The 25,729-nt window shown below is 52.6% G+C and carries 28 protein-coding genes; 2 read left to right on the top strand and 26 right to left on the bottom strand.

Annotation, left to right across the window (positions count from 1 at the left end; translation table 11 throughout):
• Positions 1-12 precede the first annotated feature (12 nt).
• The 3 genes from PJDR2_RS16640 to PJDR2_RS16650 all read right to left on the bottom strand — a co-directional run bounded on the left by PJDR2_RS16640 (position 13) and on the right by PJDR2_RS16650 (position 3,226).
• Complete coding sequence (locus PJDR2_RS16640) at positions 13-972, bottom strand: nucleoside hydrolase (RefSeq protein ID WP_015844877.1); 960 nt, start codon at positions 970-972, stop codon at positions 13-15.
• Between the two features lie 113 nt (positions 973-1,085).
• Positions 1,086-2,363, bottom strand: a complete 1,278-nt coding sequence (locus tag PJDR2_RS16645) for a D-alanyl-D-alanine carboxypeptidase family protein (protein ID WP_015844878.1) — start codon at positions 2,361-2,363, stop codon at positions 1,086-1,088.
• A gap of 17 nt (positions 2,364-2,380) precedes the next feature.
• Positions 2,381-3,226, bottom strand: a complete 846-nt coding sequence (locus tag PJDR2_RS16650; RefSeq protein WP_015844879.1) for an HAD-IIB family hydrolase — start codon at positions 3,224-3,226, stop codon at positions 2,381-2,383.
• 155 nt (positions 3,227-3,381) lie between these two features.
• Between PJDR2_RS16650 and PJDR2_RS16655 the strand changes: the two genes are divergently transcribed.
• Complete coding sequence (locus tag PJDR2_RS16655) at positions 3,382-3,690, top strand: hypothetical protein (protein WP_015844880.1); 309 nt, start codon at positions 3,382-3,384, stop codon at positions 3,688-3,690.
• 240 nt (positions 3,691-3,930) lie between these two features.
• Positions 3,931-4,578: a metal-dependent hydrolase gene (locus PJDR2_RS16660; RefSeq protein WP_015844881.1), complete on the top strand. Its 648-nt coding sequence runs from the start codon at positions 3,931-3,933 to the stop codon at positions 4,576-4,578.
• Between the two features lie 95 nt (positions 4,579-4,673).
• On the opposite strand, the gene PJDR2_RS16665 is transcribed toward PJDR2_RS16660, so the two are convergent.
• The 23 genes from PJDR2_RS16665 to PJDR2_RS16775 all read right to left on the bottom strand — a co-directional run bounded on the left by PJDR2_RS16665 (position 4,674) and on the right by PJDR2_RS16775 (position 25,683).
• The gene (locus PJDR2_RS16665) at positions 4,674-4,946 is read right to left on the bottom strand and encodes a HesB/YadR/YfhF family protein (protein WP_015844882.1); all 273 of its coding nucleotides are present in this window, start codon (positions 4,944-4,946) and stop codon (positions 4,674-4,676) included.
• Positions 4,943-5,158 (bottom strand): hypothetical protein, encoded by a 216-nt coding sequence (locus PJDR2_RS16670; RefSeq protein ID WP_015844883.1) that lies wholly within the window; start codon positions 5,156-5,158, stop codon positions 4,943-4,945. Before PJDR2_RS16670 ends, PJDR2_RS16665 begins: the two co-directional genes overlap by 4 nt.
• A 20-nt stretch (positions 5,159-5,178) precedes the next feature.
• Positions 5,179-5,901, bottom strand: coding sequence for a metallophosphoesterase (locus PJDR2_RS16675; protein WP_015844884.1), 723 nt, complete (start codon positions 5,899-5,901; stop codon positions 5,179-5,181).
• Between the two features lie 75 nt (positions 5,902-5,976).
• Positions 5,977-6,483 (bottom strand): metallophosphoesterase family protein, encoded by a 507-nt coding sequence (locus tag PJDR2_RS16680; protein WP_015844885.1) that lies wholly within the window; start codon positions 6,481-6,483, stop codon positions 5,977-5,979.
• 41 nt (positions 6,484-6,524) lie between these two features.
• Positions 6,525-6,893 carry an ArsR/SmtB family transcription factor gene (locus tag PJDR2_RS16685; protein ID WP_015844886.1) on the bottom strand — a complete coding sequence of 123 codons (369 nt, stop codon included), beginning with the start codon at positions 6,891-6,893 and terminating at the stop codon, positions 6,525-6,527.
• Between the two features lie 89 nt (positions 6,894-6,982).
• Positions 6,983-7,654 (bottom strand): ThuA domain-containing protein, encoded by a 672-nt coding sequence (locus PJDR2_RS16690; protein ID WP_015844887.1) that lies wholly within the window; start codon positions 7,652-7,654, stop codon positions 6,983-6,985.
• Positions 7,655-7,673: 19 nt separating this feature from the next.
• Entirely contained in the window at positions 7,674-8,129 is a 456-nt protein-coding gene (locus PJDR2_RS16695) for a VOC family protein (RefSeq protein ID WP_015844888.1), read from the bottom strand.
• 123 nt (positions 8,130-8,252) lie between these two features.
• On the bottom strand, positions 8,253-9,296 hold the full coding sequence (add, locus tag PJDR2_RS16700) for an adenosine deaminase (protein ID WP_015844889.1): 1,044 nt from the start codon (positions 9,294-9,296) through the stop codon (positions 8,253-8,255).
• 151 nt (positions 9,297-9,447) lie between these two features.
• Positions 9,448-10,689, bottom strand: a complete 1,242-nt coding sequence (locus PJDR2_RS16705; RefSeq protein ID WP_015844890.1) for a pyridoxal-phosphate-dependent aminotransferase family protein — start codon at positions 10,687-10,689, stop codon at positions 9,448-9,450.
• On the bottom strand, positions 10,686-11,942 hold the full coding sequence (allC, locus tag PJDR2_RS16710; protein WP_015844891.1) for an allantoate deiminase: 1,257 nt from the start codon (positions 11,940-11,942) through the stop codon (positions 10,686-10,688). The genes PJDR2_RS16705 and allC overlap by 4 nt, the downstream gene beginning before the upstream one ends.
• A gap of 15 nt (positions 11,943-11,957) precedes the next feature.
• Entirely contained in the window at positions 11,958-13,358 is a 1,401-nt protein-coding gene (locus tag PJDR2_RS16715) for an allantoinase (protein WP_015844892.1), read from the bottom strand.
• Between the two features lie 18 nt (positions 13,359-13,376).
• Positions 13,377-13,763 carry a hydroxyisourate hydrolase gene (gene uraH, locus PJDR2_RS16720; RefSeq protein ID WP_015844893.1) on the bottom strand — a complete coding sequence of 129 codons (387 nt, stop codon included), beginning with the start codon at positions 13,761-13,763 and terminating at the stop codon, positions 13,377-13,379.
• A gap of 5 nt (positions 13,764-13,768) precedes the next feature.
• Entirely contained in the window at positions 13,769-14,728 is a 960-nt protein-coding gene (pucL, locus tag PJDR2_RS16725) for a factor-independent urate hydroxylase (RefSeq protein WP_015844894.1), read from the bottom strand.
• 15 nt (positions 14,729-14,743) lie between these two features.
• Positions 14,744-15,244, bottom strand: a complete 501-nt coding sequence (gene uraD / locus PJDR2_RS33545) for a 2-oxo-4-hydroxy-4-carboxy-5-ureidoimidazoline decarboxylase (protein ID WP_015844895.1) — start codon at positions 15,242-15,244, stop codon at positions 14,744-14,746.
• Positions 15,219-15,752: a (2Fe-2S)-binding protein gene (locus tag PJDR2_RS16735; protein ID WP_015844896.1), complete on the bottom strand. Its 534-nt coding sequence runs from the start codon at positions 15,750-15,752 to the stop codon at positions 15,219-15,221. The genes uraD and PJDR2_RS16735 overlap by 26 nt, the downstream gene beginning before the upstream one ends.
• Positions 15,749-18,058, bottom strand: a complete 2,310-nt coding sequence (pucD, locus tag PJDR2_RS16740) for a xanthine dehydrogenase subunit D (RefSeq protein ID WP_015844897.1) — start codon at positions 18,056-18,058, stop codon at positions 15,749-15,751. Before pucD ends, PJDR2_RS16735 begins: the two co-directional genes overlap by 4 nt.
• Positions 18,059-18,117: 59 nt before the next feature.
• A complete protein-coding gene (locus PJDR2_RS16745; RefSeq protein ID WP_015844898.1) occupies positions 18,118-19,011 on the bottom strand; it encodes an FAD binding domain-containing protein in 894 nt (297 codons plus the stop codon).
• A gap of 17 nt (positions 19,012-19,028) precedes the next feature.
• Entirely contained in the window at positions 19,029-19,958 is a 930-nt protein-coding gene (locus tag PJDR2_RS16750) for an ABC transporter permease (RefSeq protein WP_015844899.1), read from the bottom strand.
• A 17-nt stretch (positions 19,959-19,975) separates the two neighbouring features.
• Positions 19,976-21,097, bottom strand: coding sequence for an ABC transporter permease (locus PJDR2_RS16755; protein WP_015844900.1), 1,122 nt, complete (start codon positions 21,095-21,097; stop codon positions 19,976-19,978).
• Positions 21,094-22,641, bottom strand: coding sequence for an ABC transporter ATP-binding protein (locus PJDR2_RS16760; RefSeq protein WP_015844901.1), 1,548 nt, complete (start codon positions 22,639-22,641; stop codon positions 21,094-21,096). The genes PJDR2_RS16755 and PJDR2_RS16760 overlap by 4 nt, the downstream gene beginning before the upstream one ends.
• A gap of 93 nt (positions 22,642-22,734) precedes the next feature.
• Positions 22,735-23,892, bottom strand: coding sequence for a BMP family ABC transporter substrate-binding protein (locus tag PJDR2_RS16765; RefSeq protein WP_015844902.1), 1,158 nt, complete (start codon positions 23,890-23,892; stop codon positions 22,735-22,737).
• A gap of 182 nt (positions 23,893-24,074) precedes the next feature.
• A complete protein-coding gene (locus tag PJDR2_RS31950) occupies positions 24,075-24,677 on the bottom strand; it encodes a nucleotidyltransferase family protein (RefSeq protein ID WP_190276154.1) in 603 nt (200 codons plus the stop codon).
• The gene (locus PJDR2_RS16775) at positions 24,598-25,683 is read right to left on the bottom strand and encodes an XdhC family protein (RefSeq protein ID WP_015844904.1); all 1,086 of its coding nucleotides are present in this window, start codon (positions 25,681-25,683) and stop codon (positions 24,598-24,600) included. Before PJDR2_RS16775 ends, PJDR2_RS31950 begins: the two co-directional genes overlap by 80 nt.
• Positions 25,684-25,729: the final 46 nt, after the last annotated feature.

Here is a 25,729-nt window from a genome sequence, read left to right on the forward strand (position 1 = left end):
GCCTACATGACCTTAAGGTGCAAGAAACACGGACAGCATTTGCCGTAGAGCGCGGTCAGCATCTACTTCCAAGCAGAACGTAATCTCTCTTCCAACAGCCGGAATAACCCGGCGGTCCGTAATAATCATGCCAGCCGTCAAGTCATGTCCGCAATCAATATCCGCATGCATGACTCTTGTGTTCACAAGAGACGGGTTAACCGCTACCAGCACCGCAAGCGGGTCATGCATCGGACATTCGCCAAGGTATTGATTGGTTTGGAGATAGAAATCGAAGTACTTTTCAAGCGATGTATGTAAAAAGTCAACGATTGGCTGTTTGTTATCCGGTGCAAGCTGACGAAGCTGGGCCAGATGACCTTTGGATAATCTCGTTTCCAGCGTAACATCCAGGCCTACAATCGTAAGCGGCACATCTGAACGGAATACTTGCTGAGCCGCCTCCGGATCGCCCCACAGATTCGCCTCGCTGACCGGAGTAACGTTACCCGGAGCAAAGACCGTTCCGCCCATCACGACAACATTGCGGATCTTGCCCGCGATGGATGGATCCAGCGACAAGGCCAGAGCCAGATTGGTCATGCGGCCAACCGTAATCACAACCAGTTCGCCAGGGAGTTCATGGGCTTTGCGGACGATAAACTCCGCTGCCGATTCCTTCAGGGGCTGCTGCTCTGTTGGCGGAATCTCCGCATCGCCAATTCCGTTATAGCCGTGAATATGCGGCACCGGGCCGGCATACTCGCGTTTAAGCGGACCGGAAGCACCTGCCGCTACCGGCACCTCATAGCCGCAATTCGCCAGCTTAATAAGCCTGAGCGTGTTTTCCGTAGCTTGTTCGACATTAATATTTCCAAAGCCGGTTGTTAATCCTTCAACATGAATTTCCGGCGAGAGCAAGGCATACAAAATGGCCAGTGCATCGTCAATCCCCGTGTCTACATCCAAAATAATACGTGTTTTTGTGTTCATATTGCTATTCCTCCTGTCCGAATACCTCTATTGTAATCGAATTCGACAAATTTTGCCTACCCTAGATGAAACGGAAGAGCCAAGACTTTTTAAGTCCTGGCTCTTCTGCATGGTCATTTATATAATCTTCTTCTGCGCTGTCTTACATACATGATTCTTCCTGCTAACAACATGAATAGAAGCATGACCGACCAGGTAATCGCAACTCCCAGATTCCAGCCAGAGGATTTATGTCCGTTGGCTTTTAACGGATTCGAATTGGTAACCGAGGCAATCTGGACCTCTGCCTGTTCGGCAAGCGGAACGATCGGTAATAATGCCCCCGCAGTTTCGGCCGGATTATAGACTTCAGAAGCTTGAACATAAGCTTTGCCGTTCGAATCAACCGCTACGGTTGGTTCGACTCCGTCTTTAATCGTCACATAAAACGGCTTGTCGGCTATAAATTCCACCGGCTTCCCTGTATCCCGCGTAACAAACGTCCGCTTTTCGTCGGCGGCCATAACCTGCATGCTTGTAAAATGGGCAAAACCATAATCGAGAAGCTGCGTCATATCCTTATACACGCCCGAATCGGTAGCACCTTTGAGAATAACGCCAATAAGCTCCATATCGCCACGCTGAGCCGCAGATACCAAGGTATACCCTGCCGCCTGCGTAAAGCCGTTCTTCACGCCAATGGCACCATCGTAGCTCCCCAGCATCTTGTTATGATTTTCGAGCTTGGAGACCCACTCTTCTCCGACCCACGGCTTCGATTTGGTTGCTACAACCTGCCGGAACTGCTCATTTTGCATGGCATACTGCGCGATCTTGGCCATGTCTCTGGCCGTCGTGTATTGATTCTCATCCGGCAAGCCGCTTGGATTCACGAAATTCGTATCCCAAAGTCCAAGCTTGCGCACAAATTCATTCATTCGCTCGGCAAATTGCTCTTTTGTACCGTCAATATGCTCCGCAATGGCGGTTGCCGCGTCATTCCCGGAGTTAATAAGCATTCCTTCGATAAGATCCAGCATCGGCTTCTGCTCGCCTTCCGCCAGATAGATCCGGGTACCGTCTTCGCCCCGTGCGGTCTTGGATACGGTTACGATGTCGGTTGGATTGGACTGCTCCAGAACAATGATGCCGGTTACAATTTTTGTTATGCTAGCCGGGTACAGCCGCTCCGTTTCATTCTTGGCGAACAACACGGCGCCGGACTTGGCATCGATCAGGATCGCCGCTTCAGAATGAGGCGTTTCCGGCAGCTGCTCAGCCAACTGGTCTGCGGGCTGCTCGATTTGTTCCTCATCAGGCGCTTGCAAGGCTTCTTCGGCAAAAACAGGTACAGGTGCTAGTAAAACGAGAATAATGAACATCATTGCAATCAGGCCAGGAAGTCTTCTCATAATTCCCCTCTTTATTCTCATGTAGTCAAACGAGACCGTTCTAATGCTATATATCGGGCGACTGCATCCTCGTTACAGGTGCCAACGATGCGATCCGCCAATTGTATGATTTGTTCATGCGCATCCGCGACTGCTATTCGGGTTCCTGCCTCACGGAACATTCCTAGATCATTCAGGTTGTCTCCGAATACCGTTACATCAGTCAGGTCCGCTCCAACGAGCTTTGCCCATAGTCTTGCCCCTTCGCCTTTATTCGCCAAGGGATGACTCATTTCGAGAAAATAATGATCTTTAATATACGCGTCTTTTATGAACTCAATGTGAACAAGCCCGCCAAACAACTGCTCAGACGTATGCTTCAGAGGCTCAAGCTCCTCATAATATCCGATATATGAAAGGATGAGCGTTCGGCAGGAATCATGGATACGAAGTAAATCTACTTCTTTAAAACGCGGGTCTTGGGGTCTGCTCTCATAAAAGGCAAGGTCTCCCGCCCGTGTCAGCCTCTCATGCAGCACCTTCTCCTGATCGTCTTCATTCAGAGCAAATACCAGTGGAGCTAATCCGTGCTGCCGTCCCGCTTCCAGAATATCATTCGATAATTGAGGACTAAGCCAATGACCGCCTAACACCCGCTTCCCTTCAGGATCGAAAATAACGGCGCCGTTATACAGCACAACCGGATAGCGCCATGGAATGGATGAAGTAACCTTATAAGAGCTCGCATAACTTCTAGCCGTTGCATAACTGATAATTGTACCCGCTTCAAGCGCTTCCTTAAGCTGAGCTATCGTATAATCCGATAAAGACTGATCCGAACGAAGCAGCGTGCCGTCCAGATCCGTTAAATAGCAGGAAGGCATAATTGATTCCTCCATAAGATTCGATTCGTCCATCCGAACATCAAGCGCCGCTATAGCAAAATAGACAATTGTATTCTGACTACTTTCATATTACAATCCGTCTATTATGAATATTTTTTCGTAAATTATATTACCTTCTTAAAGGAGAAATAGCAATGAATTCAAAAGAAATGGAACAGATTATCATAGAAAGATACAAACAGGATGAAGATACGATGATTCTTGTGTTCGCCCAATGGTGCGTTAATCATGGTCTAGATGCCGTAGAACTCTATTCTCGGGCTTATCCGCAGCAAGGCGGGAATCCCCGTCTACTTGAAGCAATCCCTTTGACGGCGCCTAAGGAAGAAGCCGGCGATATTGACGATGCTACGGTTTTGCAGGTGTTGTCTCTGTTTGGCAATGAAGAGCTTGCCTTTGTCGTGTCCGAAGAAATTGATCGCCGTCCCCGCAAGAACCGTTAGCACCCGAATACATAACCGCATCCAAATAAAGGAGGTTTACATATGGAAAAATATACAAAACGTATCTATAACCTCGGTGCGGTTATTACGACGGACCGGCCATAGGTTTTGGACCTCTCTATGAGGCTGAGTTAACGTATGAGTATTTATGTTAACTCATGTGGCAATAACCGAACATATGCGCTATAATAGACAGGCGAACATATGTTTGATTACTGCAAATCAGTCACAGGAGGTCTAATGAAAGGCACGACTCACCTTACTATCGGCGTTGCGATTGGCTCAGCCGCTGCAGCTCATTATCCGTTTACTCTCGTAAATGCAGCAACCTATATTGCCGTCGCCGCATTTTCCGCCTTAAGCGCCGATCTTGACGGGCCTAGCCTATTAAGCTCGAAAGCAAGCAAAATTTCCAAATGGCTGCATGGCTTGCTTCTTGGAAGCGGCTGGCTGATGACCGCCGTTACGGCGTATCTGTACTTCAGCGATCATTACATAAACATCCCGCTTGGCATTGCCTGCGCCGCTCTTCTGCTGCTGGGTCTTGTCGTACGCAGCGGCACGATCCGGAATGCTTTGGTTAGCGCGGTAGGCGCTGCGCTGATTTATGGCGGGTTAACGATGAATATGACATGGTTAATCGGCTTTGGCGTGTTTGTCGCTTGGGTGCCTTGGCTTAAGCACCGCGGTTTAACCCACACGATATGGGCGGTTGTTGCATGGGGCGCCATTGCTTGGGGTCTAGAGCAGCAATTGAAGCTGGAAGGCCTTATGCAGATTGCCGTCGCCGGCTATTTATCGCATTTAATCGCCGACACGTTAACGCCAAGCGGAGTGAAATGGCTGTATCCGCTCGTTAAGAAATCCTTCAAGCTGCCCTTCCTATAACGAATTACGGCAGGCCGCAGCATAAAGAAAAGACGCTTCAAGACCATGTGATAACAGGGTTGAAGCGTCTTTCTTTGATTTGTTTAAGCCGGATATCAACGAAGAAATACGATATTGTCATTGCGGCAGTCGATGGTAAGATCCCTTCCTTCCATATACCAAACATCATTTTCCTCCATGTAGAACGTAATGCCGTCTTCCACCGTCGATACGGCCGGATAACGGGCGCTATCCTTCATTATGCCGAATGCAAAGGCGTCCTCTCCGCCGCCGCTGTACCGGACAAAGATCCGCACGCTGTCGTTGTTCTTGAAACCCCATTCTTGTTTGAAAAGTGCCGTTGCGGCAGAAGTAACGCTCATTTTCATCGTTTCTTCACCTCCTCTTCCCTTATTTTCACCCAGATTTTCCCGTTCCAGCTCACCCGATCACCAAGCTCCAGGTATTCCGCGGTCTTGATTCTTGGAACAGTCACGGGTTTTCCTTCTACCTCGAGCCGCACCCGATCGTCCGTAATGTCTACGACTAATCCGATGCGTTCCATTCTGCACGATTTTGACCGGTGATTCTGATCTGTCACGGCTTCCCGCTCCCCGCCTGCTACAATTGATGGATGGTGACTTCGCTTCGAATAAGGAACCGGGCATTTGTACCGGTCTGGCTGATTCCTTTCGAGATGTAAATCATGCCGTTCTCCATCTGATGCATCCCTTTATAGATTCCTGCCGCAGGCAATGCGCCCTTCTTCAAATACTTGAACAGGAACGGAAGATGAAACTGCATCCCGTGGAAATGACCGGCCATCAGGTACGCGAACGAATCCTTAATATGCAGAACAACATTGGGATCATGCGTCAGTACGATGGATGGCTTGCTCGAATCCGCCTTGGCGAACGCATGTTCGGGATCGCTTTTTTTGCTGGTCCAATCATCAATGCCAATCAACTGATAATGTCCTTGATCCAGAACTTCGTTGTGCAGCAGACGGACACCGGCGCCTTCCAGCATCTTCGTTAATTGCTTTAGAGCTTCGGGAGCCAGATGATGATCATGATTTCCGTAAACCGCCAGGATAGGTACACCAGCCGATGCCAATTCTTTTATGTAACGCTGCACCTTGTGAAGATACGGAGCAAGCTCCGTAAAATCTCCCGTTATCACAATATACGAGGGTCGCTCCGCCTTTATTAACCGGGTTAGCCGGCTGGCCGGAATACGAATATGCTCGATATGAATATCGCTTATTTGCAGAACTTTTATACCTGCTCCCGTCTTATATTGGACTCTCTCGACCTTGAGCCATTGTGTAGGGAGAATAAACAAACCGTAGATCAGTGCAATTAGGGCTGCCAGCCCGATTAGGATATATACGATTATACCAGCCTCCCTTGTTGCTCTTCAGACTTTATTATCGTAAAAAATATGCCTGGCCTTTAGTTCGCCCTCGATAATGCTCATAATGCCAAACGAATATTGGGGCTGCTTGCGCTTTGCTGTAGCCGAGCCGGGATTAAACAGCAGGATTCCGTTCTGTTCCTTTAGGTATGGAACATGAGAGTGGCCAAATACGATGGCATCTACCTGTGCCGCGGTAAAAGACAAAGCCGCGTTCTGTTCCGCCTTCTTGCCGGAGTACGGAAGATGGCCATGCACAAGGCCAATCCGCTTCCCGCCGGCATTGACGATTTTCTTAAAGCCCAGCTTCTTGACGATTGTTTCTCCGTCATTGTTGCCGGCAACGCCTTTTACCGGAGCAAACTTCGCCAGCTCCCTGTATACGTCTGAGCTGGTCCAGTCGCCCGCGTGCAGAATCAGATCAGCATTCGCAAGCTCGGCAAGAAGCCTAGGCGGAAGAGCCTTCGCCATACGCGGCATATGGGTATCCGAGACAACGACAATTTTCATAGAGCGCATACACTCCTTTTGCCTTCCGGATTTCGGATCAATCAGGCATAATGCTGCACATGCTGGAGAGTCTGAGTAAAGATTTCCTTCACATGGTCATCATCCAGCGAATAATAGACCGTCTTGCCGGCTTTCCGCCGTTTGACAATCCTGACGTTGCGCAAATACCGCAGCTGATGGGAGACAGCCGACTGCGCCATATCGAGCACCTGGCATAAATCATGTACGCAAAGCTCCCGGTCAAGCAGCGCATATATCATTTTCACCCGGGTCGGGTCGCCAAGCGCTTTGAACAGCTCCGCCAAATCAACGGCCGTTGGCTCTTCCATTCTGGCATTTGCCAGATTATCGCTATGAAGGTCCGTACCATGGCACGTATCGTCACATTGATCATCGATCATTTTTTCCATTACGAGCACCACCTTATGTACATACCGACATTATAGCAGAAAAAGAAGAAGCTCCTCTATAGAAGGAGCTTAATCGCGGATATGCGGTTTTATGCCCGTGCGCACCAGCGAATGCAGGCTTCAACCAATTGTTTCATCTCGGTCAGAATGAGAGAGTGACGATTATGGGCAGGGGTCAGGCAGCATACCCGTCCTTTGCCGTATGGATGCGACCACCCGCCGATGGATACTCCGTCCTCCGAGTAAGTACGCATGAACACGTTCGTGTTAGCTTCGTCGCAATAAACGAAATAATGTTCTTCTATCGATTCAAAGCCAAGCGCAGGGTTAACGACCAAATGGTCCTCTGAATCCGAGGTTTGACTGGCTATCGGTTCAAAACGAACCAGCTTTTGCTCGGGATGATACTTGAAATATCCGCGTGTCATCGAGACGTACGCGCCGTCCTCCGGGTAGGAAGCAAGTCCGGAGTGCCAGGAAAACCAGCCGCCGCCTTCATACACGTATTGAAGCATCGCCTGCTCCGTCTCGGAATCCAGCCAATGTGCCGGATTCTCGTCAGCCGGATTGATTTTATCGTCCTTGAAGAGGATCACCGCGTCCGGCTTATCCAGTAGCGCTTTCGCAAGCTGGTCGACCGTCGTATAAGTAAGGCTAATGTTACCGCTTGCCAGCCAGGAAGCGAGACTTTCCTCAAGTCCTTCTTCAACGACCGACTCCGGGTGATAGTAATCCCCAACTACCGCTAATAGTTTATGCATGGTGATGTCTCCCCCGTCGTTATTTATCGTTCTCCAACAGTTCGATTAATACCTTAAGCTGCGGGACCGAATCGAAATAGGCATAACGCCCGCCGGTATATTCACCCTTCTGCTGCAGCTTCATGCCTTTGCTTTCCATGATGGCGATCTTCTCTTTCATGCCTTCAACCACAAAAGCGATATGATGCGGTCCCTCTCCATGCTCCTCCAGATAATTCCGCCAGGTGCTTGGGTGTAAGTCCGGTTCGATCAGCTCGAGCTGAAGGGAATCCATATTGAAAAAAGCCAGCTTGGCCCGTGCCTGCGAAGGCTCGCCTTGAAACTCGGTTTGTGCTTTGTCCGGGGTATCCGTCCAGTTCCACCCCGGCTTCTCTACTCCAAAGAAATTCGCATACGCTTCACTTACGGCCTCGATATCATGCACGAGAATCCCAATTTGGGTAATCATTTTTGTTCCGATTGCCGATTGGCTCATTCTTATACCCCTTTCTTTCCGAACGCTGTAATGGGCAGGAGTTGAGTGGATAGAAAACGTTTTCTCCCTACTTGGGAGGTTCGCCATTCTCTCTATGATCCCTGCCGATAGGCGCAAAAAAGATTAGAGGATATGGCCAAGTTTTTGCATGGCGTCATGAACGGCTGCTATAAGTTCTTTCTTTTCCTCGCCTTGAAGGAAGGCTGCTTCAGCGCTATTAACGGTCAGCTGGGCGAGCTCTTCAATCGTAAAGCCGCAATGCTCCGCGAGCATCTCGAATTCGAGATTCATCGTAGTGCCGGACACTGTCATGTTATCCGTATTAACCGTAACCAGAAGCCCCTCTTCAAGGAATCTACGGATCGGATAAGTGTCCCAGCCCGTTACAGCTTTGGTCTGAATATTGCTGACCGGACACATTTCGAGCGGGGTGCGGGTTGTTCTTACCAATTCGATGACCGACGGATCCTCGGTAATGCGAACACCATGGCCAATCCGGCGGGCACCTAATCTAGTAATGGATTCCCTTACATTAACCGCGCCGCCCGCTTCGCCGGCATGAATCGTTATCGGAAGCTCGTAGCGGCTGGCCAGCTCGAACACTTCTTGATGGAGGGCCGGAGGGAATCCCGCTTCGTCGCCAGCCAGATCGACGGCAACAACGCCTTTTCCGTAATACTCGCGAGCCGCTTCGATAACCTCAAGGTTTCTCTCTACCGAATCATGGCGCATACAGATAACGATGACTCTAGCTTTGATTCCGAACATTTGCTCTCCCTTCTGTAATCCGGCAATCGTATGCAGAATCGCCTCGCCTGCCGATAGGCCTTCAAGTGTATGCAGTAGAGGGGCGAAGCGGACTTCGATATAGAGACAGCCGGAAGCCGCCGCTTGTTCGACAACCTCCTCCGCAATACGTTCAATCGATTCGGCCGTCTGCATAAATGGCAGCACAAAACTAAACTTGCTCAAATATTCAACCAGGCTGGTACAGGTCTCGTCAATTTGCATCCATGGCGTGAGATCGCCTTCCGCACCCGCCGGTAGCGATTTTCCTTGTTCCTTCGCGAGCTCCCGGATAGTATCCGGCTTCACGCTGCCGTCCAAATGCACGTGCAGATCGATCTTAGGGAGCTTTTTCAATTGTTCAAGTTGTTGTTCATTCATGAGGGGATATACACCTTCCTTCCGGGACGATTATGGATATCGGTAAGTGAAAACGGCATCTCCCTTTCTGCGGCAAGCAAAAAGGTGGACACCGTTTCTCAAAATATACAAATCGTTCTGCTTTCGAAACTTATGTTGTTCCGTCATTTTACTATGTTTGATCGTAAACATCCAGCGCGGCCTGCAAGCCCGCTCCGGCATGAAGCTTCGCACCGTGACGGATTAACACGGCCTCTAGCGCGCCTAGCAATTGAAGGACATTTTGCCGGCGGCAGCTATAGCCCATTGTACCGATCCGCCATATTTTCCCCTTCAAACTGCCGAAGGAGCTGGCGATTTCGATGCCAAAGGCGTTCAGCAGCATTCCGCGCACGGATTCTCCGTCGATACCGCCTGGAATCGTAATGCATGTCACTACCGGCAGCTTGCAGGACGGGTCGCCGTACAAAGCAAGGCCCATTGCATCCAGTCCTGTTATAAGAGCGGATTCGTTCAACCGGTGGCGGGCGAATCGCTCTTCCAGACCTTCCTCCAATACCAGGCGCAGACCCTCGCGCAGCGCATACAGCATGGAGGTCATCTCGGTATGATGGTTAAGCCGGGCAGGACTCCAGTAATCCTGCAGCTGGGCGAGATCAAAATAGTTGCTTTGAATGACCGGCCGGCGGACGGAAGTGTTATTGAGAGTGGGCTCGTGAGTTGTCCGTAGTCCTCGTTCAATAGACTTGCGGGCGTTAATCTTGGCCGCTGCGATGTCATTGTACGTAATCGGAGCCATCCCGGAAGGCACGGACAGGCATTTTTGCGTTCCGCCGATGACCGCGTCAATAAACCATTCATCGGTATTAACCGGAACGCCGCCGATCGTTGCGACCGCATCAACAACAAAGAGAATGCCAAGCTCGCGGCATGCTTTGCCAATCTCGGCAAGCGGCTGCATCCGCCCTGTCGAGGTTTCCCCGTGAACCATCAGCACAAGCGCCGGCTTCTCACGGTGAATGGCGCTTATCACGTCCCCAGGATCAAAGACGGTTCCCCATTCCGTCTCGATAAAAGCGACTTCGGCGCCAACCCGCTCCGCAATTTCGTACAACAGATTGCCGAACCGGCCATAAATCGGAATAAGCACCTTATCCCCCGGCTCGATCAGACTGGTGAGCACCGCTTCAATTCCGGAGCGGGAGGTTCCGTCTATCGGGAACGCCCAATGATTCGTTGTGCGGAACAGGGAGCGGAGCATTTCCATCGTATCGTTCATGTAAGACGTAAATTCAGGATCGAATTGACCCAGTATCGGATAAGAGAGCGCACGAAGCACTCTTGGATCCACTTCTACCGGACCAGGGGTCATAATCGTCCGCTCGGATGGGGCTAGTTCGGCGTATCGTTTCATGGCAATATCCCCTCGTAAGCTAATTCGTATAGTAAAGCGGCCAAGACGGATACTCCTTCGGCCAGCTCTTCAGGCGATGTATATTCCAGCGGCGAATGGCTGATGCCGGATTGGCTTGGCACAAACAGCATCGCGGTTGGGCAATGGCTCGTGAACATTTGAGCATCATGCCCCGCACCGCTTACCATTCGGCGGTAAGGAAGAGACAAGTCATTGGAGATCCGCTCAAGCTTATCGCTCAGCTCCTTGTTCATCGGCGCAGGCTTTGCTTCCAGCCAAGGGACGATCGAGAGCTCGAGTCCCCGCCATTTGGCAATGTCATTAAACTTGGCAATGGCGTTATCGCAGAATTTAGTAATAACGGCTTCATCTATATGACGGACGTCTACTGTAAAGCTTACTTCACCAGGCACGACATTTGGCGTATTAGGGATGCATTCAATCCGTCCGACCGTAGCAACAAGCGGTTCTCCGCACACAAGAGCATCGGCTTCAAGCTGAAGAATCATCTCCGCCGCTCCAACAAGCGTATCATGGCGCATCGGCATTGGCGTTGTACCGGCATGATTCGTTTCCCCTCTCACCGTTACAACGTAACGGCGCTGCCCGACTATCGCTTCCACGATCCCGATTCGTTTGCGCTGACGCTCCAGGACTGGACCCTGCTCGATATGAATCTCGACAAAAGCCCCGATGTCTTCCCGCTTGCTTGCATCCTGCTCCGGCTTGCCGAAGCCCGCTGCTTCCATCGCTTCCTGGAGGCTTACGCCGTCCGAATCAAACACGATCCCGCCGCTCTGCCAGTCGTAGACGCCGGTCATATTGCCGGAGCCCCAATAGGTGAGCGGAAATCGGCTCCCTTCTTCCTCGCAGAAGGAGACAATCTCCAGCGTGTTAACCGGCTGACCGTACGTATCCTTCAGATAGGTTACAGCCGCAATTCCAGCCGCTATGCCGTACGCGCCGTCATAGTTGCCCCCGGAACGTACCGTATCGATATGCGAGCCGGTAAGAATAACCGGCGCCTCCTTGCTGCTTCCCTCAAGCCGGCCAAACAGATTGCCTACCCGGTCGAACTTTACATCCATGCCGAGCGATTTCATCTTCTCCGCCAGAAACAGCTGCGCCTGCAGCCATTCGGGCGTATATAACAGCCGCGTAACTCCTCCTTGTTCATCGGCCCCTAAGGAGGCAAGCTCATCAAGAAGGCGGGAAACAAAAGAGGCCGCTTCTTGTTCCATCGGAATCCTCATCGTAACAGCCTCCTGTTATGGGGTTTGTTGAGGCGTATGAACAGGCTTCAGCAACAGTTGACCGTGCTTCACCGGGTTTACGCCTTGTTCATCGGTATAGACCGGAATTCCGCGTACAAGCGTAGCTGTCACCTTGCAGGCAATTTCCCGACCAAGGTAAGGACTGACTTTATGCCTTTGCCACAATTGATCTTCCGTTAGCGTATAAGTACGGCTTGCATCCACAAGGACAAGATCCGCATCCGCGCCAACGTCTATTTGACCTTTTTGCGGGTATAGTCCAAACCGTTTCGCAGGTCCTGCAGACAAGAGATCAACCAGCTTGTGCAGCGGGATTCCTCTCTTTATAAAGCCCTCGTCCAGCATAAGTTCGAGGCTGCTTTGCGCGCCGGCAATACCGCCCCAAGCATCGAAGAAGGAAAGGGATTCATCGAACTTGAGCTCCGGCGGGCACGGGGAATGATCGGAGGCGATGACATCCAGCTTGCCCTCCGCAAGCAGCCGCCACAACCCTTCCTTCTGCTCTTTACCGCGAAGAGGCGGTGCGCATTTGGCGGCCGGACCTATATCCGCCATATCCTCATCCGTCAGCAGGAGATAATGCGGACAAGTCTCAACGGTAAGCGGGATGCCGCGCTTTTTCGCCCGGTCGATCAGCTCCACCGCTTCCACGCTGCTGATATGGACAAAATGGACCTCGCAGCCCGTCTGCTCGGAGAACAGAATTGCTTTATTTACCGCCTCCAGCTCGGCGATAACCGGACGGGAAGCTACAAAAGCTCGTGCATCGGTCCGTCCTTCTTGAATGGCTTGTTCCGCCAGTACGGAAGTAATGGCGTCGCTCTCCGCATGTAAGGCGACAAAGCCTCCGAGCGCAGCGATCTTCTTCATTCCTTCATATAGCGTTAAGTCGTCTACCTCGCGGAAGCGGCCTTCGCCTTCTCCGCCCGGATTGGACATAAAGGCTTTGAAGCCGCGGACGCCTTGCGCCGCCAGCTTTTCTAATTGATCAAGCTTACCCGGGACGAGACCGCCCCAGAACGTATAATCGACGGCCGAGTTTCCTCCGGCTAACTCTCTCTTAAAGGCAAGAGCCTCCGGAGTAACCGTCGGCGGGTTGCCGTTTAGCGGCATATCGGCGTAAGTCGTGCAGCCGCCGGCGGCAAGCGCGGAAGAACCGGTTGCAAAGCCTTCCCAATGGCCGAAATTGGGTTCATTGAAATGAACATGCATATCGATCATGCCGGGTAGGACGTATTTGCCCTCGGCATCCAGAATTTCGTCTGCTGCGGAATCTGCCAGCGATTCGGAGACAGTCGCGATTTTTCCGCCGATAATCCCAATGTCCAATCGATAAGTACCTTCCGGGAGAACGACCTGCCCGTTTCGGATGATGCGATCGTAAATCTGGTTCATCCTGCAGCCTCCTTTTCTTCAGCTTCCGCGGTAGGTGCTGTAGCCGCCGGGAGCGACAAGCAGCGGGATATGATAATGGGAATTAGCATCCGCTACGGAGAATCGGATCGGAATCCGGTCGAATACCGGATCAGAATCGAGAATATGCCGTCTCTGTTCATCCCTGAAGTAGTCCCCGGCGCAAAAGACGATTTCGTATACGGCCGCCAGCATCTCCTCGCTGCCTAACAGCGGGGCTTCCAGCCGTCCGTCCTCGTTGGTGGCTGCCGTCCGCAACAAGGTGCGTCCTTCGGGTAACGCGGAGCTTTCGGCTGACTCGATTAGATAAAGCTCAACCTTGATGCCAACGGCAGGCTTGCCTTTCGACGTGTCCAGCACATGGGTTGTAATGCGTCCGCCGCTCATCGGCTTCACTCTCCGTCCGTAGTCAGATCTTCTTGCGTCATCGTAAAGCCTTGGAATCCAAACGGCGGGCGAGGCTCGGTATAGACGCCGGCCGGATCATTCTCGGTGTTGTCCACGATAGTCTCCCAGGTCCGGTTATTCGACTCGAATCGGACTTCGGCGAGCTGCGGGAAGCGGGTTAGCATCCGGCGGCCGACTTGATAGATCAGAAACTGAATGGACGGAGACTTCATTTCATGGAAGACGTTATGGGTGATATCCCGGATTTGCTCCGCAGGAACATAACGTCCCAGCCCGGCATCAAGGGCATCGTCTGCTTGATCATATTTCCAGAAGATGTCCAGGAAGATAAATAGCGGCCGGTCGTAGCTTTCTGGCAGCGTTGTATATTCGTCGCGGACAAAGCCGTAGAACGAGCTTCCGCATACCTTGATCAGCTGCAGATCGGTAATGGCGCATTCATGCGATTCAATGATCGGAGCTCCTTCGTTACGAACCAGCTTCATCGAAGCGCTGGCATGATCGTTATGCGAGCGGCGGTAGACGAGCGGGCTTGGCTCCAGTCCTTCGCCTGCTTGCGAGGTTACCCCCAGCGTATGGAACGGGATACGGTCCGCGCTCAGCTCCACGGCGTCAATATGAGGGTATCGGTCCATAAACTTCCGGCTGATAAATGCCAATAATCCTTCCGTTGTGCTGCCTTCGTAAGCGGCCGTGTTGCGCAAAATAAAATTTTTCATCGAATCGGTAGCCACGACAAGCGAGTTGTCGCCTTCGGTAAACGAAGTGAGGAGCTGCTCGCCGCTAACGGCAAACGTCATGTTATGGGCAAAGATGACATTGCTGTCACCGGTATAGGCGGATTCGGGAACGGCAGCTACGGATAACGGTTTAGCATAAGTGCGGTAAGTAAGAACGTCGCCTTTTCCATAATAAAGAGTACGACCGCTGCGGAGTTTAAGCATGAATACCAATCCCTTCTATTCTGTAATAAGATCCTGCAACCGGAATTTCGTAATGCGGGCGATTTGCCATAAGGCCTCGTCGGCCTCTTCTTCAAAGCTGTTGCCGATTCTAGCTTCCATTGCGGCTAAAATATCGGATTTATCCTTGCCGCGGACGGCCAGGATAAACGGAAAGCCAAACTTGCCGGTATATTCGCGGTTGCTTGCCGTAAATACCTCGAACTCTTCCGGCGTCAGCCTGTCGAGCCCCGCTCCCTGCTGCTCCTTCGTCGAATAATCGCCAATCTTGATTCGGGTAGCCAGATCGGGATGCTCGCTGAACAGCTTAAGCTTAGTCTCGTCCGAAGAATGTACGACAACCTTCACCATGGCGTCATGCAGCTCGTCGACCGATCGGAAGGGGCGGGCAGCAAAGGCGGATTCGGCAACCCAAGGCGAATGCTCGAAGATAGCGCCCAGCGCTTCGATAAAAGATTCTTTCGGCATTTCGTTAATCGCTGATAGATTCAGATTCATAGGCTTCCTTCCTCCACTCTATCGCCTTTTGTACGGCTCTCTTAATGCCTCCGTAGCCGGTGCACCGGCATATGTTCCCGGATAACGCTTCTTCGATCTCAAGCGAGGTCGGATCCGGATTATGATCGAGCAGCGCCTTGACCGATATAATCATTCCCGGCGTGCAGTAACCGCATTGGAATCCGCCCTCTTCGAGAAAAGCTCTCTGGATCGGGTCGATGCCGCCGGCTGCCGCCGAAATTCCTTCAATGGTTGTGATAGATTTGCCCGAGCATTGATAAGCCATCGTAAGACAAGAGTTAACGGGAACGCCGCCCACCATAACCATGCAGGCGCCGCATCGGCCGATTTCGCAGGAACGCTTTGTCCCCGTCATCGCCAGGTCATCGCGCAGCACATGAAGCAGCCGCTTGGCCGGCGGTACGTTCAAGCTGAATTCATGACCGTTAATCGTACACGGGATCGAGCTTGCCGCAAGCGGTGTAACCGGCTTTGCCGAATCCTTCATTCTCCGCTCACCGCCTTGTCTAGGAATGGTTCAAAAGATTGCGCGAGCAGCAGCTCCGTATCTATCGGAAGTTTTGTCACCCGAACGCCAATGGCGTCATAGATAGCTGCGGCGATTGCCGGTGCAATCGTTACCGATCCTACCTCGCCAATGCCGCGGGGGCCGTAATTGTCTTCTTCCGGCAGCTCTTCAATCGGATGAACGTCAATCGTTCCGCGATGCTCCGCTATCGTTGGCACCAGGTACGTATCCAGATTTTTCGTCAAATATTGACCGCCGCTCATAACCGCGTCTTCCGTCAGGGCGAAGCCGATGGCCATGCTGCTGCCGCCCTCGATCTGCCCAAGAAAGCCTTGCGGGTTGATCACCGGTCCGGCTGCTACCGCATGGTATTGATGCAGCACCCGGACCCGGCCGGTCAGCTGGTTCACTTCAACTTTTACGGCAACCGCGGAGTACGTATATAGAAAATGGGCGCCTACCTTTTGCGTTGCGGAGGTAGGAAAATGAAATTGCGTTGCGCTGGTGATCGGTTCCCCGCAAGCTGCCGCTATTGCCCGATAGGTCATGAGGCATTCCGCACCGGGAGGCTCGGAGCTTGCTTCAATGGCGTAAACGCCGCCTTCTCCAAACCTCAGCTGGCTTGCGGGAAGCTGCAAGAAATCCGCGGCTTTGCCAAGAACCGCTTCTTCGAACAGCGGACGCAAATTTTGCAGCGACTTCCACATCATGCTAGTTGCGCGCGATGCGGTGGTTGATCCGCTGTCCGGCACGACATCCGTATCGCCGATAACGATTCGGATATCCTCGGACGCGAAGCCGAACTGCTCTATCAGCATTTGCTCAAGAGAAGCGATCAAGCCTTGCCCGAATTCCTCGTAACCGAATACCGCTTCAATCTTGCCGTCCGCGGCGAGCGTCAATCGCCCGCCGGCCGGATCGGGTATCCCGAAGCCAAGTCCCGCTCCATGCATCGTAAATGCCGCGCCGATTCCCGTTCGGATCCATGGTTCGTCTTGGTCTGCCTTGGCCGCCGGATTGCTGCGCTCCTGCCATATCGGGCTGGAAGTCATTGCGGCCGAAACCTGTTTCGCGCCTTCCGTCATAGCGATCGGCTGATCGTACGGACCAGGATCATCGGCCCTGCGCATATTCCGAAGCCTGAGCTCCCAGGGATCTATTCCAAGCTTTTCCGCCAGCCGGTCGAACTGTCCTTCCAGGGCAAATATCGCCTGATTGCCGCCAAACCCCCGAAATTCGCCTGACATTCCGTTGTTCGTGTAGACCGAGAAGCCCTCCACGTCCAGATGCTCGTACCGGTAAGGACCAATCACATGCTCCACCGCGAAGTTAAGCACTTCAGCGCCAAGGGTGGCGTAAGGACCCGTATCCGCGACAATTCGGACTTGGTGGGCAATTAGCCTGCCGTTTTCGTCTACGCCGGTCTTCATCGTTATTTTCATCGGATGCCGCTTGAGACCGGCCCGTACCGATTCCCACCTGGAGTTATGGAGCTTAACCGGGCGTTTGGTTATCCGTGAGAGCAGCGCTCCGTAAGGCTGAACGTTAAGCTCGTCTTTTCCGCCGAAGGATCCGCCGATCGGGCTGGAAACGATTCGAATCTCGCTTTGCGGAATCGCTAGAATGCGAGCCAGCTGCATGCGGTCCATAAAGCCATGTTGCGTTGGCGAATAAACGGTAAGCCTTCCGTCCTCTCCCGGGAGAAACAGTCCGCCTTCGGTCTCCATGTACGTATGCATTTGCCTCGGCGTATAATAGGTTTCTTCTACGACGTAGGCGCAGCTCTCAAAGCCTGCAGCTACGTCGCCGCGCTGGAATCCGTTCCGGTGAAGCAGATTGCCTTGCGGATGAAGCTGCGGTGCCTCGTCCGTAAGCGCATATTCCGCATCCTCCACAATCGGCAGCGGCTCGTAGTCGACTTCGATTAACCGAAGCGCATGCTCCGCAATCTCAAGGGTATCGGCAGCTACGGCCGCAACCGCATCTCCGACATACCGCACTCGGTCCTCGCAAAGAACAGGCTGATCGGGATGAGCGATTCCAAACCGGTTAAGCCCCGGTACGTCTTTATGGGTAATGACGGCATGCACGCCATCCAAAGCCGCGGCATGCTCGGTTCGAATAGCCGTAATCCGCGCATGCGCGTGAGGACTGCGCAGTACGCGGCCAATCAGCATATCCGGTGCGGTCATATCGGTCAAATAAGCCAGCTTCCCGGTTACTTTATCAGGCCCGTCGGGACGAACTCGCCAGCGAGCCCCGCTTCCTTTTCTGTTCAAGAGCATAGTTGACCACCCGTCCTCTCTTTACCTTGAAATCTAAGAATGTGCCGGCAAAAGCCGTTTCACCTTAAAGCTTTCCATAACTCCGAAGCGATCAGATTCGCCGCCGCTTTCTTCCGGTAGCTGACCGGTACAAAAGCATCTCCTTTGGGCTCGTAATGCTCGAGAATCATGGAATAAACCTCCGTAATCGTCTTCTTATCGACCAGCTTCCCGGTCAAAAATTGTTCTGCATTCTCCAGCCGATGCGGAATGGTCTGCCCGCCGCCAAGCGCGAGCCTCACATCGCTCAGCCGGTTGGCCGAATCGAGCTGCATACTGAATGCGGCGGTAACGACGGAAGGGGTGAAAGCATCCCTTCTGCCGACTTTATGGAAAGCGACGAATCGCTTTGTATTCGAATCCAGGGTTGGTTGTGTCAACGCAACCGAGAGGAGCAGCCGTTCCTTCCAAGCCGGATGCACCGCTGCGGTGGACAGCCATTCCGATAAAGGCTCCTCAAGTCCGCTTGCTCCGTCATGCCAATGCAGAACCGGATCATAGATAAGCAAGGCCGGTATCGAGTCGCCAACCATTGACAGTACATTGCCGCCGATTGTTGCCTGATTGCGGATAGACGGTGCGGCAATGCTGCGCGCAGCTTCCGTCAGAAGCGGGAAACTCGCATTTACAATCGGACTGGTCCGTATGTCCGATAGAGTAATCATCGCTCCAAAGGAGACTGTTCCGCTCTTGCTGCCCGTTTGAAGTCCATGCAGTTCGTCAATGGCCCCGATATTGATCAGATGGTTCGGCACGGCCGCCAGCCCGGATTCCCATTGCGTCCGCAGCAGCGTGCCTCCTGCGGTGAACACGCCTTCCGCGCCAAGCGTTCCCTTAAGCTGCCAAGCTTCCTCGACGGTTGCCGGATGCCATACGAAAGGTGCTTCAGCCACTCCTTGTGCATTTGCAGCCATAACGCCATCCCCTTCCGTTAAAATCTTTGTTCGCGAATATACGGTGTACCAAGCGACTCCGGCGAGCCCGAAGGCTTATTCCGGTTGCGCCAGCCAAGGAACATCAGAACCAGAATCGTTACAATGTATGGAATCATCTTGAGGAAATAAGACGGAATCTCGCTGCCGATCAATTGAATGCGGAAGCCGATGGTATCGAGTGCGCCGAAGAAGTAAGCACAGAACAAAGCGCGGATCGGATTCCATCTTGCGAAAATAATGAGAGCCACGGCGATCCAGCCTCTGCCTGCCGTCATGCCTTCAATCCAGGTTGGCGAATACACCATCAGCAGATCCGCGCCCGCAAGGCCGATCAGCATGGAGCCAACGATGATATAGCCATAACGGAACGTTTGTACCCGGATCCCCATCACGTCGGCCGTTGGCGGGTTATCGCCAATCGCTCTTAGGTGAAGTCCCCATGAGGTGCGGTGAATGTATAAGTGCAAGACGATAACCAGAATAAAGCTGAACCAAGTTAAAACATCGAGATGAGCGAATATTCCGCCAATTAAGGGCACATCTTCAAGCCAATTCAGGTTCACCTTCGGAACCGCGCCTGCCACCGGTTGTCCGGTAATGCTTTTGCCAAGATAGGCGCTAAGCCCGGTGCCAAATAACGTTAATGCCAAGCCGCTGACAATCTGATTGGCCCGCAGCGTCACGCACATAAAGGCGTGCACGATACCGAGCACCGCGCTTATCGCGCAGGCGGCAAGCAAGGTTAGTGCCAGATTGCCGGTGTGCAGGTATGTCATACAGGCTATGACGGCTCCCATCAGCATTAGACCTTCCGCGCCGAGTTGAATAATGCCTGACCGTTCGATCAGAATGCCTCCAAGCGTGGCGAATAAGAGAGGCGTGCCTGAAGAGATGGCGGCTACTATGATTTGTACGAATAAATCCATGGTCTACACCATCCCTTCTATGCATTTCTCCGGATACGGAATTTGCTGGCCATGCTGCCTGCAATCAGGAAGAACAGAATCGCCCCTTGGATCATGGATGAAATGGAGGACGGAAGTCCAATCGTTTGTACGCTGAAGCCTCCCACGATAAGACCGCCAAACAGGAACGACGAAATAACAAGACCAATCGGATTCAGCTTAGCAAGCCAAGCAACGATAATCGCCGTATACCCGTAGCCCGGCGATATTCCGTACATGAGGCGGTGGGTAACGCCCGATACTTCCGCCATTCCGGCGAGGCCGGCCATGCCGCCGCTGATCAGCATAACGAGCAGAATATGACGACTGATCTTGATGCCTGCGTTTTTCGCCGCTTCCGGGTTAGCGCCAATCAAGCGGAGCTCGTAACCCCAGCGGGTATATTTCATCAGGAAGGCGTACAGCAGAACGCCGACAATGGCAAACACGAGACCCAGATGCAGCCTTGTATCCCCAAGCACCGGTAGCGACTGCGCATCCGTAAATACCGGAGTACCCGGGAAATTAAAGCCCTTCGGATCCTTCCAAGGACCAAAAACGAAGTAGTTCAGGGCCAGCAGGGCCACATAGTTAAGCATGAGTGACGTGATCAGCTCGTTGACCTGGAAATACGTCCTCGGAATTGCGGTCAACAGTCCCCAAATCCCGCCGCCAAGTATACTAAACACGATCATCGCAGGAATCACGAGATATGCGGGCATATTCGGAAAATAGACCGTTACCGCCGTCGCCGCCATCGCTCCGGCGAGGAATTGCCCCTCCGCCCCGATATTCCATACCGAAATGCGGTAAGCAATCGCAACCCCGATGCCGCACAGCAGAAGCGGGATTGACTTCACAAGCGTTTCCGTAATGCCAAATGAGGTTCCAAACGCCCCGGTAATCATTTTCGAATATACCGTGATCGGGTTCATGCCGTTAGCGGCGATAAAGATGCCGCAGAAGACTAAAGCTAGCAGGATAGAAACGATGGTCATCCACCACGGGCTTTCTTTTCTGGATGGATCCAGTTCGATTCGTAGAGACAGCAGCTTGCTGCGGCGTGTTGCTGTATCCGGTTGTTCGATGGCTAAAGTGCTTTGTACCGGCTGCTTGCTCATACGACCTTCTCCTCCTCCGAGTCATCCGCATCCCGAACGCCGGCCATGTATAAGCCGATCTGTTCGCGAGTCGCTTCCCCCCGCGCCAATTCGCCGACCATTCGGCCGTTATAGATTACTAATATGCGGTCGGACAGCTGCATAACCTCATCCAGATCCTCTGAAATAAGTAGAATGCTTTTGCCTTGTCCGCGCATCTCCGACAGCAGCCGGTGAACGCCTTCCGTTGCTCCGACATCCAGCCCTTGCGTGGGATGAACGGCCACCATAAAGAGCGGGTCCTGTTCAACTTCCCTAGCAAAAAGCAGCTTCTGCTGATTACCGCCGGATAGCTGTCTTACTGGTACATCAAGGCCAGGGGTCTTGACATCAAATTTTTCCACAAGCGATTGCGACCAGCTTCGGTTCGCCCTTGAACGAAGGAAGCCGAAGCGGGAGCGATCGCTTGTGCGGTACGATTTGAACAGCAGATTGTCGACAATGCCCAGACTTCCGGCAAGGCCGCTTTTCATCCGGTTCTCCGGCACATGGGCGATACGGGCTTCGATCGCTCCGCGAACCGAAGCGTTCTTCAGCGGGCTGCCGTTAAAGGTAATGCTTCCTTTGCGCCATGAGCGAAGTCCCGTCAGTACCTCGGCAAGCTCCTTCTGCCCGTTGCCCGCTACGCCCGCAACCCCCACGACCTCGCCTTCATGCACCTGAAACGCCATCTGATTCAAAGCCTTCCGTCCATGATCGGCAAATACGTCCAGCTGATCAACGATAAGGAGCGGTTTGCCTTTCGGACGGCTCGCAAGCGGCTTTTGAACGGCCAGCTCTTTGCCAACCATTAACCTCGCAAGCTCGCGTTCGTTCGTCTCGGTTTTCATCATCGTATGAGTGAGTTGGCCTTTCCTCATAATCGAAATGCTGTCGGAGATCGCCATAACTTCCTTTAATTTATGAGTCGTGATAATAACGGTCTTGCCTTCCGCCTTCATCTGCGCAAGCGTGACGAACAGCTGCTCCGCTTCGCCTGGCGTAAGCACCGAGGTTGGTTCATCCAGAATAATCAGATCGGCGCCGCGATACAGCGTCTTGACGATCTCCACCCGCTGCTGCTCGCCGACGGACAGCTGCCAGATCGGACGGTCAACCGGGAAGGTTAGCCCGAATTTAACCGCAATCGCTTCAATCTCTGCCTGCTTCTTCTTCATCCAGCCCGGACCGCGCCAGAAGGATGATTTCTCGCCTAAAATAATGTTCTCGGCAGCCGTTAAGGTCTGTACGAGGCGGAAGTTTTGGAATACCATCCCTATGCCTAGCTTCATGGCATCCTTGGGCGAGCGGATTTTTGCTTTCTCGCCGTGAATATGGATTTCGCCGCTGGTTGGACGATAGACGCCGGACAGCATGCACATCATCGTGCTTTTGCCGGCTCCGTTCTCTCCTAGCAAGGCGTGAATCTCTCCTGCCTTCGCCTTGAAATCGACCTGGTCATTCGCGACAACGGAGCCGAACTGCTTGACGATACGATGCATTTCTACGGAGTAGGTTTCGAGCATTCCGTTTCCTCCTAAAATGAATTGTGTAGGCCAATAAATCAACAAATCCCTTAAGCAAGGGATTTGTTGATCGGCCGTTTGGCTGGCTCAAGGCTATTTAGGAATCGTTCCTTCTATGCCTTTGACGAACCAGTTCATCTCCAGAATTTGCTCCAGACTCATCGTTTGGCCAGCTTCCTGCTTCGAAGCGCCGGATGCATCGGTTATCGGACCGCTGAATACGTCCAGCTCGCCGCTGATAATTTTCGCTTTTGCATCCTCTACCAGCTTCTTCACGTCGTCGGGAATGCTAGGTCCAAGCGGAGCAAGGCCAACCATGCCGTCCACCATATCGCCGGAGAATTGCTCGCTTTTCCATGTACCGTCGATCACGGATTGCACAACCTTCGTATAATAAGGACCCCAGTTCCATGTCGGGTTCGTTAAGTATGCATCCGGTGCGTAACGGGTCATGTCGGAGTCGTTGCCGCCTGCCAGCGCGCCGCGTTCGGCAGCCGCCTGCAGGGTTGCGGGAGAATCCTGATAAGCAAGCAGGACGTCCGCGCCTTTATCCAGCAGACTGATCGCCGCTTGGCGCTCTGCGGTTGGATCGTACCAGGTGTTGCTCCATACGACGTCTACTTTCGCGTCCGGATTGACGCTTTGAATGCCAAGCGCAAAGGCATTGATGTTATAAATAACTTCGGGAATCGGGAATGCGCCGACGTAACCAATGACATTCGACTTCGTCATTTTTCCTGCCGCAATTCCGGTCAGGTAGCTGGCTTCATAGTTCTTGCCGAAGTAAGTGCTCATGTTGTCCGCTGTTTTGTAGCCGGCCGTATGCATGAACTTCACATTCGGGAATTTCTTCGCCACGTTTAGCGTCGGATCCATGTAACCAAAGCTTGTCGTGAAAATAATGTCGTGATTTTGAGCCAGCTCCGTAATGACGCGTTCCGCGTCCGCGCTTTCCGGTACGTTTTCTACCGTGTCAGCTTTAATGCCAAGCTTCTCTTCCATGTACTTCCTGCCGTTATCATGCTCGAAAGTCCAACCGCCGTCTCCGGGAGGTCCGATATAAACGAATGCGACCCGCGGCAGCTTCTTGCCGCTATCTGTTGCTGACGGCTCTGATGATGTCTGTGTATTGCCGCCGCTTGCTGTTTCGCTTGTTTTGTTATTGCTGTTGCTGGAACAAGCAGATAAAATAACGACCATGAATACGAGCAATGCCAACCCCACTGTACGTGCTTTTGCAAGATGTTTCATATGGTTCCTCCCCAACTCTCTATCATCATCATGACCGCAATGGATGATGTAGACTCAATATACTTCCGTGTCATTACCACGTCAATATATCTTACATGTGATTGGAAATACATATAAAATAACGAAAACTCATTGTGCATGATGCACGTCCGATGACACGCACGTAACAATAGATCACATTATTATCTCCGCCCGCGGATTTGGCGGTATCGCCTAACCGCTTGCCCTAGACTATATTCGTCATCGACATCAAGCAGCAATTCAGCATCTTCTCCGTCGAATTCCAGGATTTCTCCCTCGTAATCCGGCGACGAAAACAGCTTTCGCGCACCCATGTCCCCCTTCAGCCCGCAAAGCGCTTTGTACATGGTATGACGGATAACGGCGGGAGGCATAACGACTCCCCGCATAGAGGAAGCAGCAAAATCCAAAGCCGGATTCTCCTCCATAACAACAAGAAGACGCCGCACCATAGCAGCCGTGACAAAAGGTTGGTCGCCAAGCCCGATGACGACAGCATCGGAAACCGGCAGGCTGGATAGCGCGGCGTCTACACCGGCACGAATGGAATAAGACATGCCAAGACTTGCTTCTTCGCAGACGACGATATTTAATTGAGGTGTATATAGCGTGCTTTCCCTAATATCATGCAGCCATGTTAACGGATCATCCGGACGGACCACAATGTGTATCCGCCCGATTCCGCTAGCCAAGAGAGCACGAAGCGCCAGACTGCCAAGCGCTACGCCCGGCGAAAGCTCGAGCGGCAGCTTCGGTTTGCCCATTCGGCTGCTCTGTCCCGCCGCCAAATAAATTGCGGATAGGTTCATGCCGTTCCTCCTTTTGCCGATCGGCCTTTTGCTTATTCCGCCATTGATATCGCAAAGCTATTAATTCCGCGGCAATACTGACCGCAATCTCGCAAGGACCCTCAGCTCCAATGGATAATCCGATAGGAGCCTTCACGTTAGCAGGAGGGATCTCTCCGTTAAACAGCATGCCAATCCGCTTCGTTGACCCCATAACACCTATATACGTTGGCTTTAAAGCTAATGACCATTCAATCATTTCCCGGTCGTAATGGAGATGATGGCTGCAGATTATGACAGCATCTTCGGCGCTCAGATGCATCCTCCCACGGAGCTGCTCCGGCGTGCCGAGATAATGCTCGGCGCCCGGATAAGCAGCCAGCAAACGCGGCCGCCAGTCCGCGACTATGACGTGAAAGCTGCTTTGCGTCAAAAGTTGATAGATGGGAACGGCATCCGGACCTGCGCCAAACAGAATAACCCGTTGCCTATTCGTTAAGCGGAGACTAAGCTGCCAATCGTAGCAAGACTGGCTGGAAGGGAGCTGCCTAACCTCTTCCGCCGCAAGCTCATAACAGAGCTTTTCTCCCTTCAGCCCGCGCACAAGCTGAACCTCCCTGCCACTATCGAGCAGATCCAGAGCATCCGTCAGAATAGCCCGAAGCGATCCGGCTATGGGTTCAAGAAGCACGCGGATAACTCCGCCGCAGCCCACAGCTTCTCCCCAAATGGGATCGTCGTCCGGGTCCATGTTATATTCCGCAATCTCATACCGGTTAGCTTCCCAAACGGAGGGAACCCGCTCCAGGAGATCGGATTCGATACAGCCCGGACTAACCGTGCCGACGGTATCTCCGCTTAACGGGAACAGCATGGCCGCTCCCGTCTTACGGTATGCGTGTCCCTCAACCCCGATAATGGTTGCCAGGACCGCCGGCTGATCAAGCCGCCGGATCGTTCGCAGAATGTTAATCATGTCCATCGGCAACCCCTCCTGAAAGCCTAAAGTTTTGTTGAGCAACTTACTC

This window comes from Paenibacillus sp. JDR-2 (genome assembly GCF_000023585.1).
In the GTDB taxonomy this organism is placed as follows: Bacteria; Bacillota; Bacilli; order Paenibacillales; family Paenibacillaceae; genus Pristimantibacillus.

Coding starts and splice junctions, on each gene's coding strand:
- PJDR2_RS16640 (WP_015844877.1), bottom strand. CDS start 972: ATGAACACAAAAACACGTATTATTTTGGATGTAGACACGGGGATTGAC.
- PJDR2_RS16645 (WP_015844878.1), bottom strand. CDS start 2,363: ATGAGAAGACTTCCTGGCCTGATTGCAATGATGTTCATTATTCTCGTT.
- PJDR2_RS16650 (WP_015844879.1), bottom strand. CDS start 3,226: ATGCCTTCCTGCTATTTAACGGATCTGGACGGCACGCTGCTTCGTTCG.
- PJDR2_RS16655 (WP_015844880.1), top strand. CDS start 3,382: ATGAATTCAAAAGAAATGGAACAGATTATCATAGAAAGATACAAACAG.
- PJDR2_RS16660 (WP_015844881.1), top strand. CDS start 3,931: ATGAAAGGCACGACTCACCTTACTATCGGCGTTGCGATTGGCTCAGCC.
- PJDR2_RS16665 (WP_015844882.1), bottom strand. CDS start 4,946: ATGAAAATGAGCGTTACTTCTGCCGCAACGGCACTTTTCAAACAAGAA.
- PJDR2_RS16680 (WP_015844885.1), bottom strand. CDS start 6,483: ATGAAAATTGTCGTTGTCTCGGATACCCATATGCCGCGTATGGCGAAG.
- PJDR2_RS16685 (WP_015844886.1), bottom strand. CDS start 6,893: ATGGAAAAAATGATCGATGATCAATGTGACGATACGTGCCATGGTACG.
- PJDR2_RS16690 (WP_015844887.1), bottom strand. CDS start 7,654: ATGCATAAACTATTAGCGGTAGTTGGGGATTACTATCACCCGGAGTCG.
- PJDR2_RS16695 (WP_015844888.1), bottom strand. CDS start 8,129: ATGAGCCAATCGGCAATCGGAACAAAAATGATTACCCAAATTGGGATT.
- add (WP_015844889.1), bottom strand. CDS start 9,296: ATGAATGAACAACAACTTGAACAATTGAAAAAGCTCCCTAAGATCGAT.
- PJDR2_RS16705 (WP_015844890.1), bottom strand. CDS start 10,689: ATGAAACGATACGCCGAACTAGCCCCATCCGAGCGGACGATTATGACC.
- allC (WP_015844891.1), bottom strand. CDS start 11,942: ATGAGGATTCCGATGGAACAAGAAGCGGCCTCTTTTGTTTCCCGCCTT.
- PJDR2_RS16715 (WP_015844892.1), bottom strand. CDS start 13,358: ATGAACCAGATTTACGATCGCATCATCCGAAACGGGCAGGTCGTTCTC.
- uraH (WP_015844893.1), bottom strand. CDS start 13,763: ATGAGCGGCGGACGCATTACAACCCATGTGCTGGACACGTCGAAAGGC.
- pucL (WP_015844894.1), bottom strand. CDS start 14,728: ATGCTTAAACTCCGCAGCGGTCGTACTCTTTATTATGGAAAAGGCGAC.
- uraD (WP_015844895.1), bottom strand. CDS start 15,244: ATGAATCTGAATCTATCAGCGATTAACGAAATGCCGAAAGAATCTTTT.
- PJDR2_RS16735 (WP_015844896.1), bottom strand. CDS start 15,752: ATGAAGGATTCGGCAAAGCCGGTTACACCGCTTGCGGCAAGCTCGATC.
- pucD (WP_015844897.1), bottom strand. CDS start 18,058: ATGCTCTTGAACAGAAAAGGAAGCGGGGCTCGCTGGCGAGTTCGTCCC.
- PJDR2_RS16745 (WP_015844898.1), bottom strand. CDS start 19,011: ATGGCTGCAAATGCACAAGGAGTGGCTGAAGCACCTTTCGTATGGCAT.
- PJDR2_RS16750 (WP_015844899.1), bottom strand. CDS start 19,958: ATGGATTTATTCGTACAAATCATAGTAGCCGCCATCTCTTCAGGCACG.
- PJDR2_RS16755 (WP_015844900.1), bottom strand. CDS start 21,097: ATGAGCAAGCAGCCGGTACAAAGCACTTTAGCCATCGAACAACCGGAT.
- PJDR2_RS16760 (WP_015844901.1), bottom strand. CDS start 22,641: ATGCTCGAAACCTACTCCGTAGAAATGCATCGTATCGTCAAGCAGTTC.
- PJDR2_RS16765 (WP_015844902.1), bottom strand. CDS start 23,892: ATGAAACATCTTGCAAAAGCACGTACAGTGGGGTTGGCATTGCTCGTA.
- PJDR2_RS31950 (WP_190276154.1), bottom strand. CDS start 24,677: ATGGGCAAACCGAAGCTGCCGCTCGAGCTTTCGCCGGGCGTAGCGCTT.
- PJDR2_RS16775 (WP_015844904.1), bottom strand. CDS start 25,683: ATGGACATGATTAACATTCTGCGAACGATCCGGCGGCTTGATCAGCCG.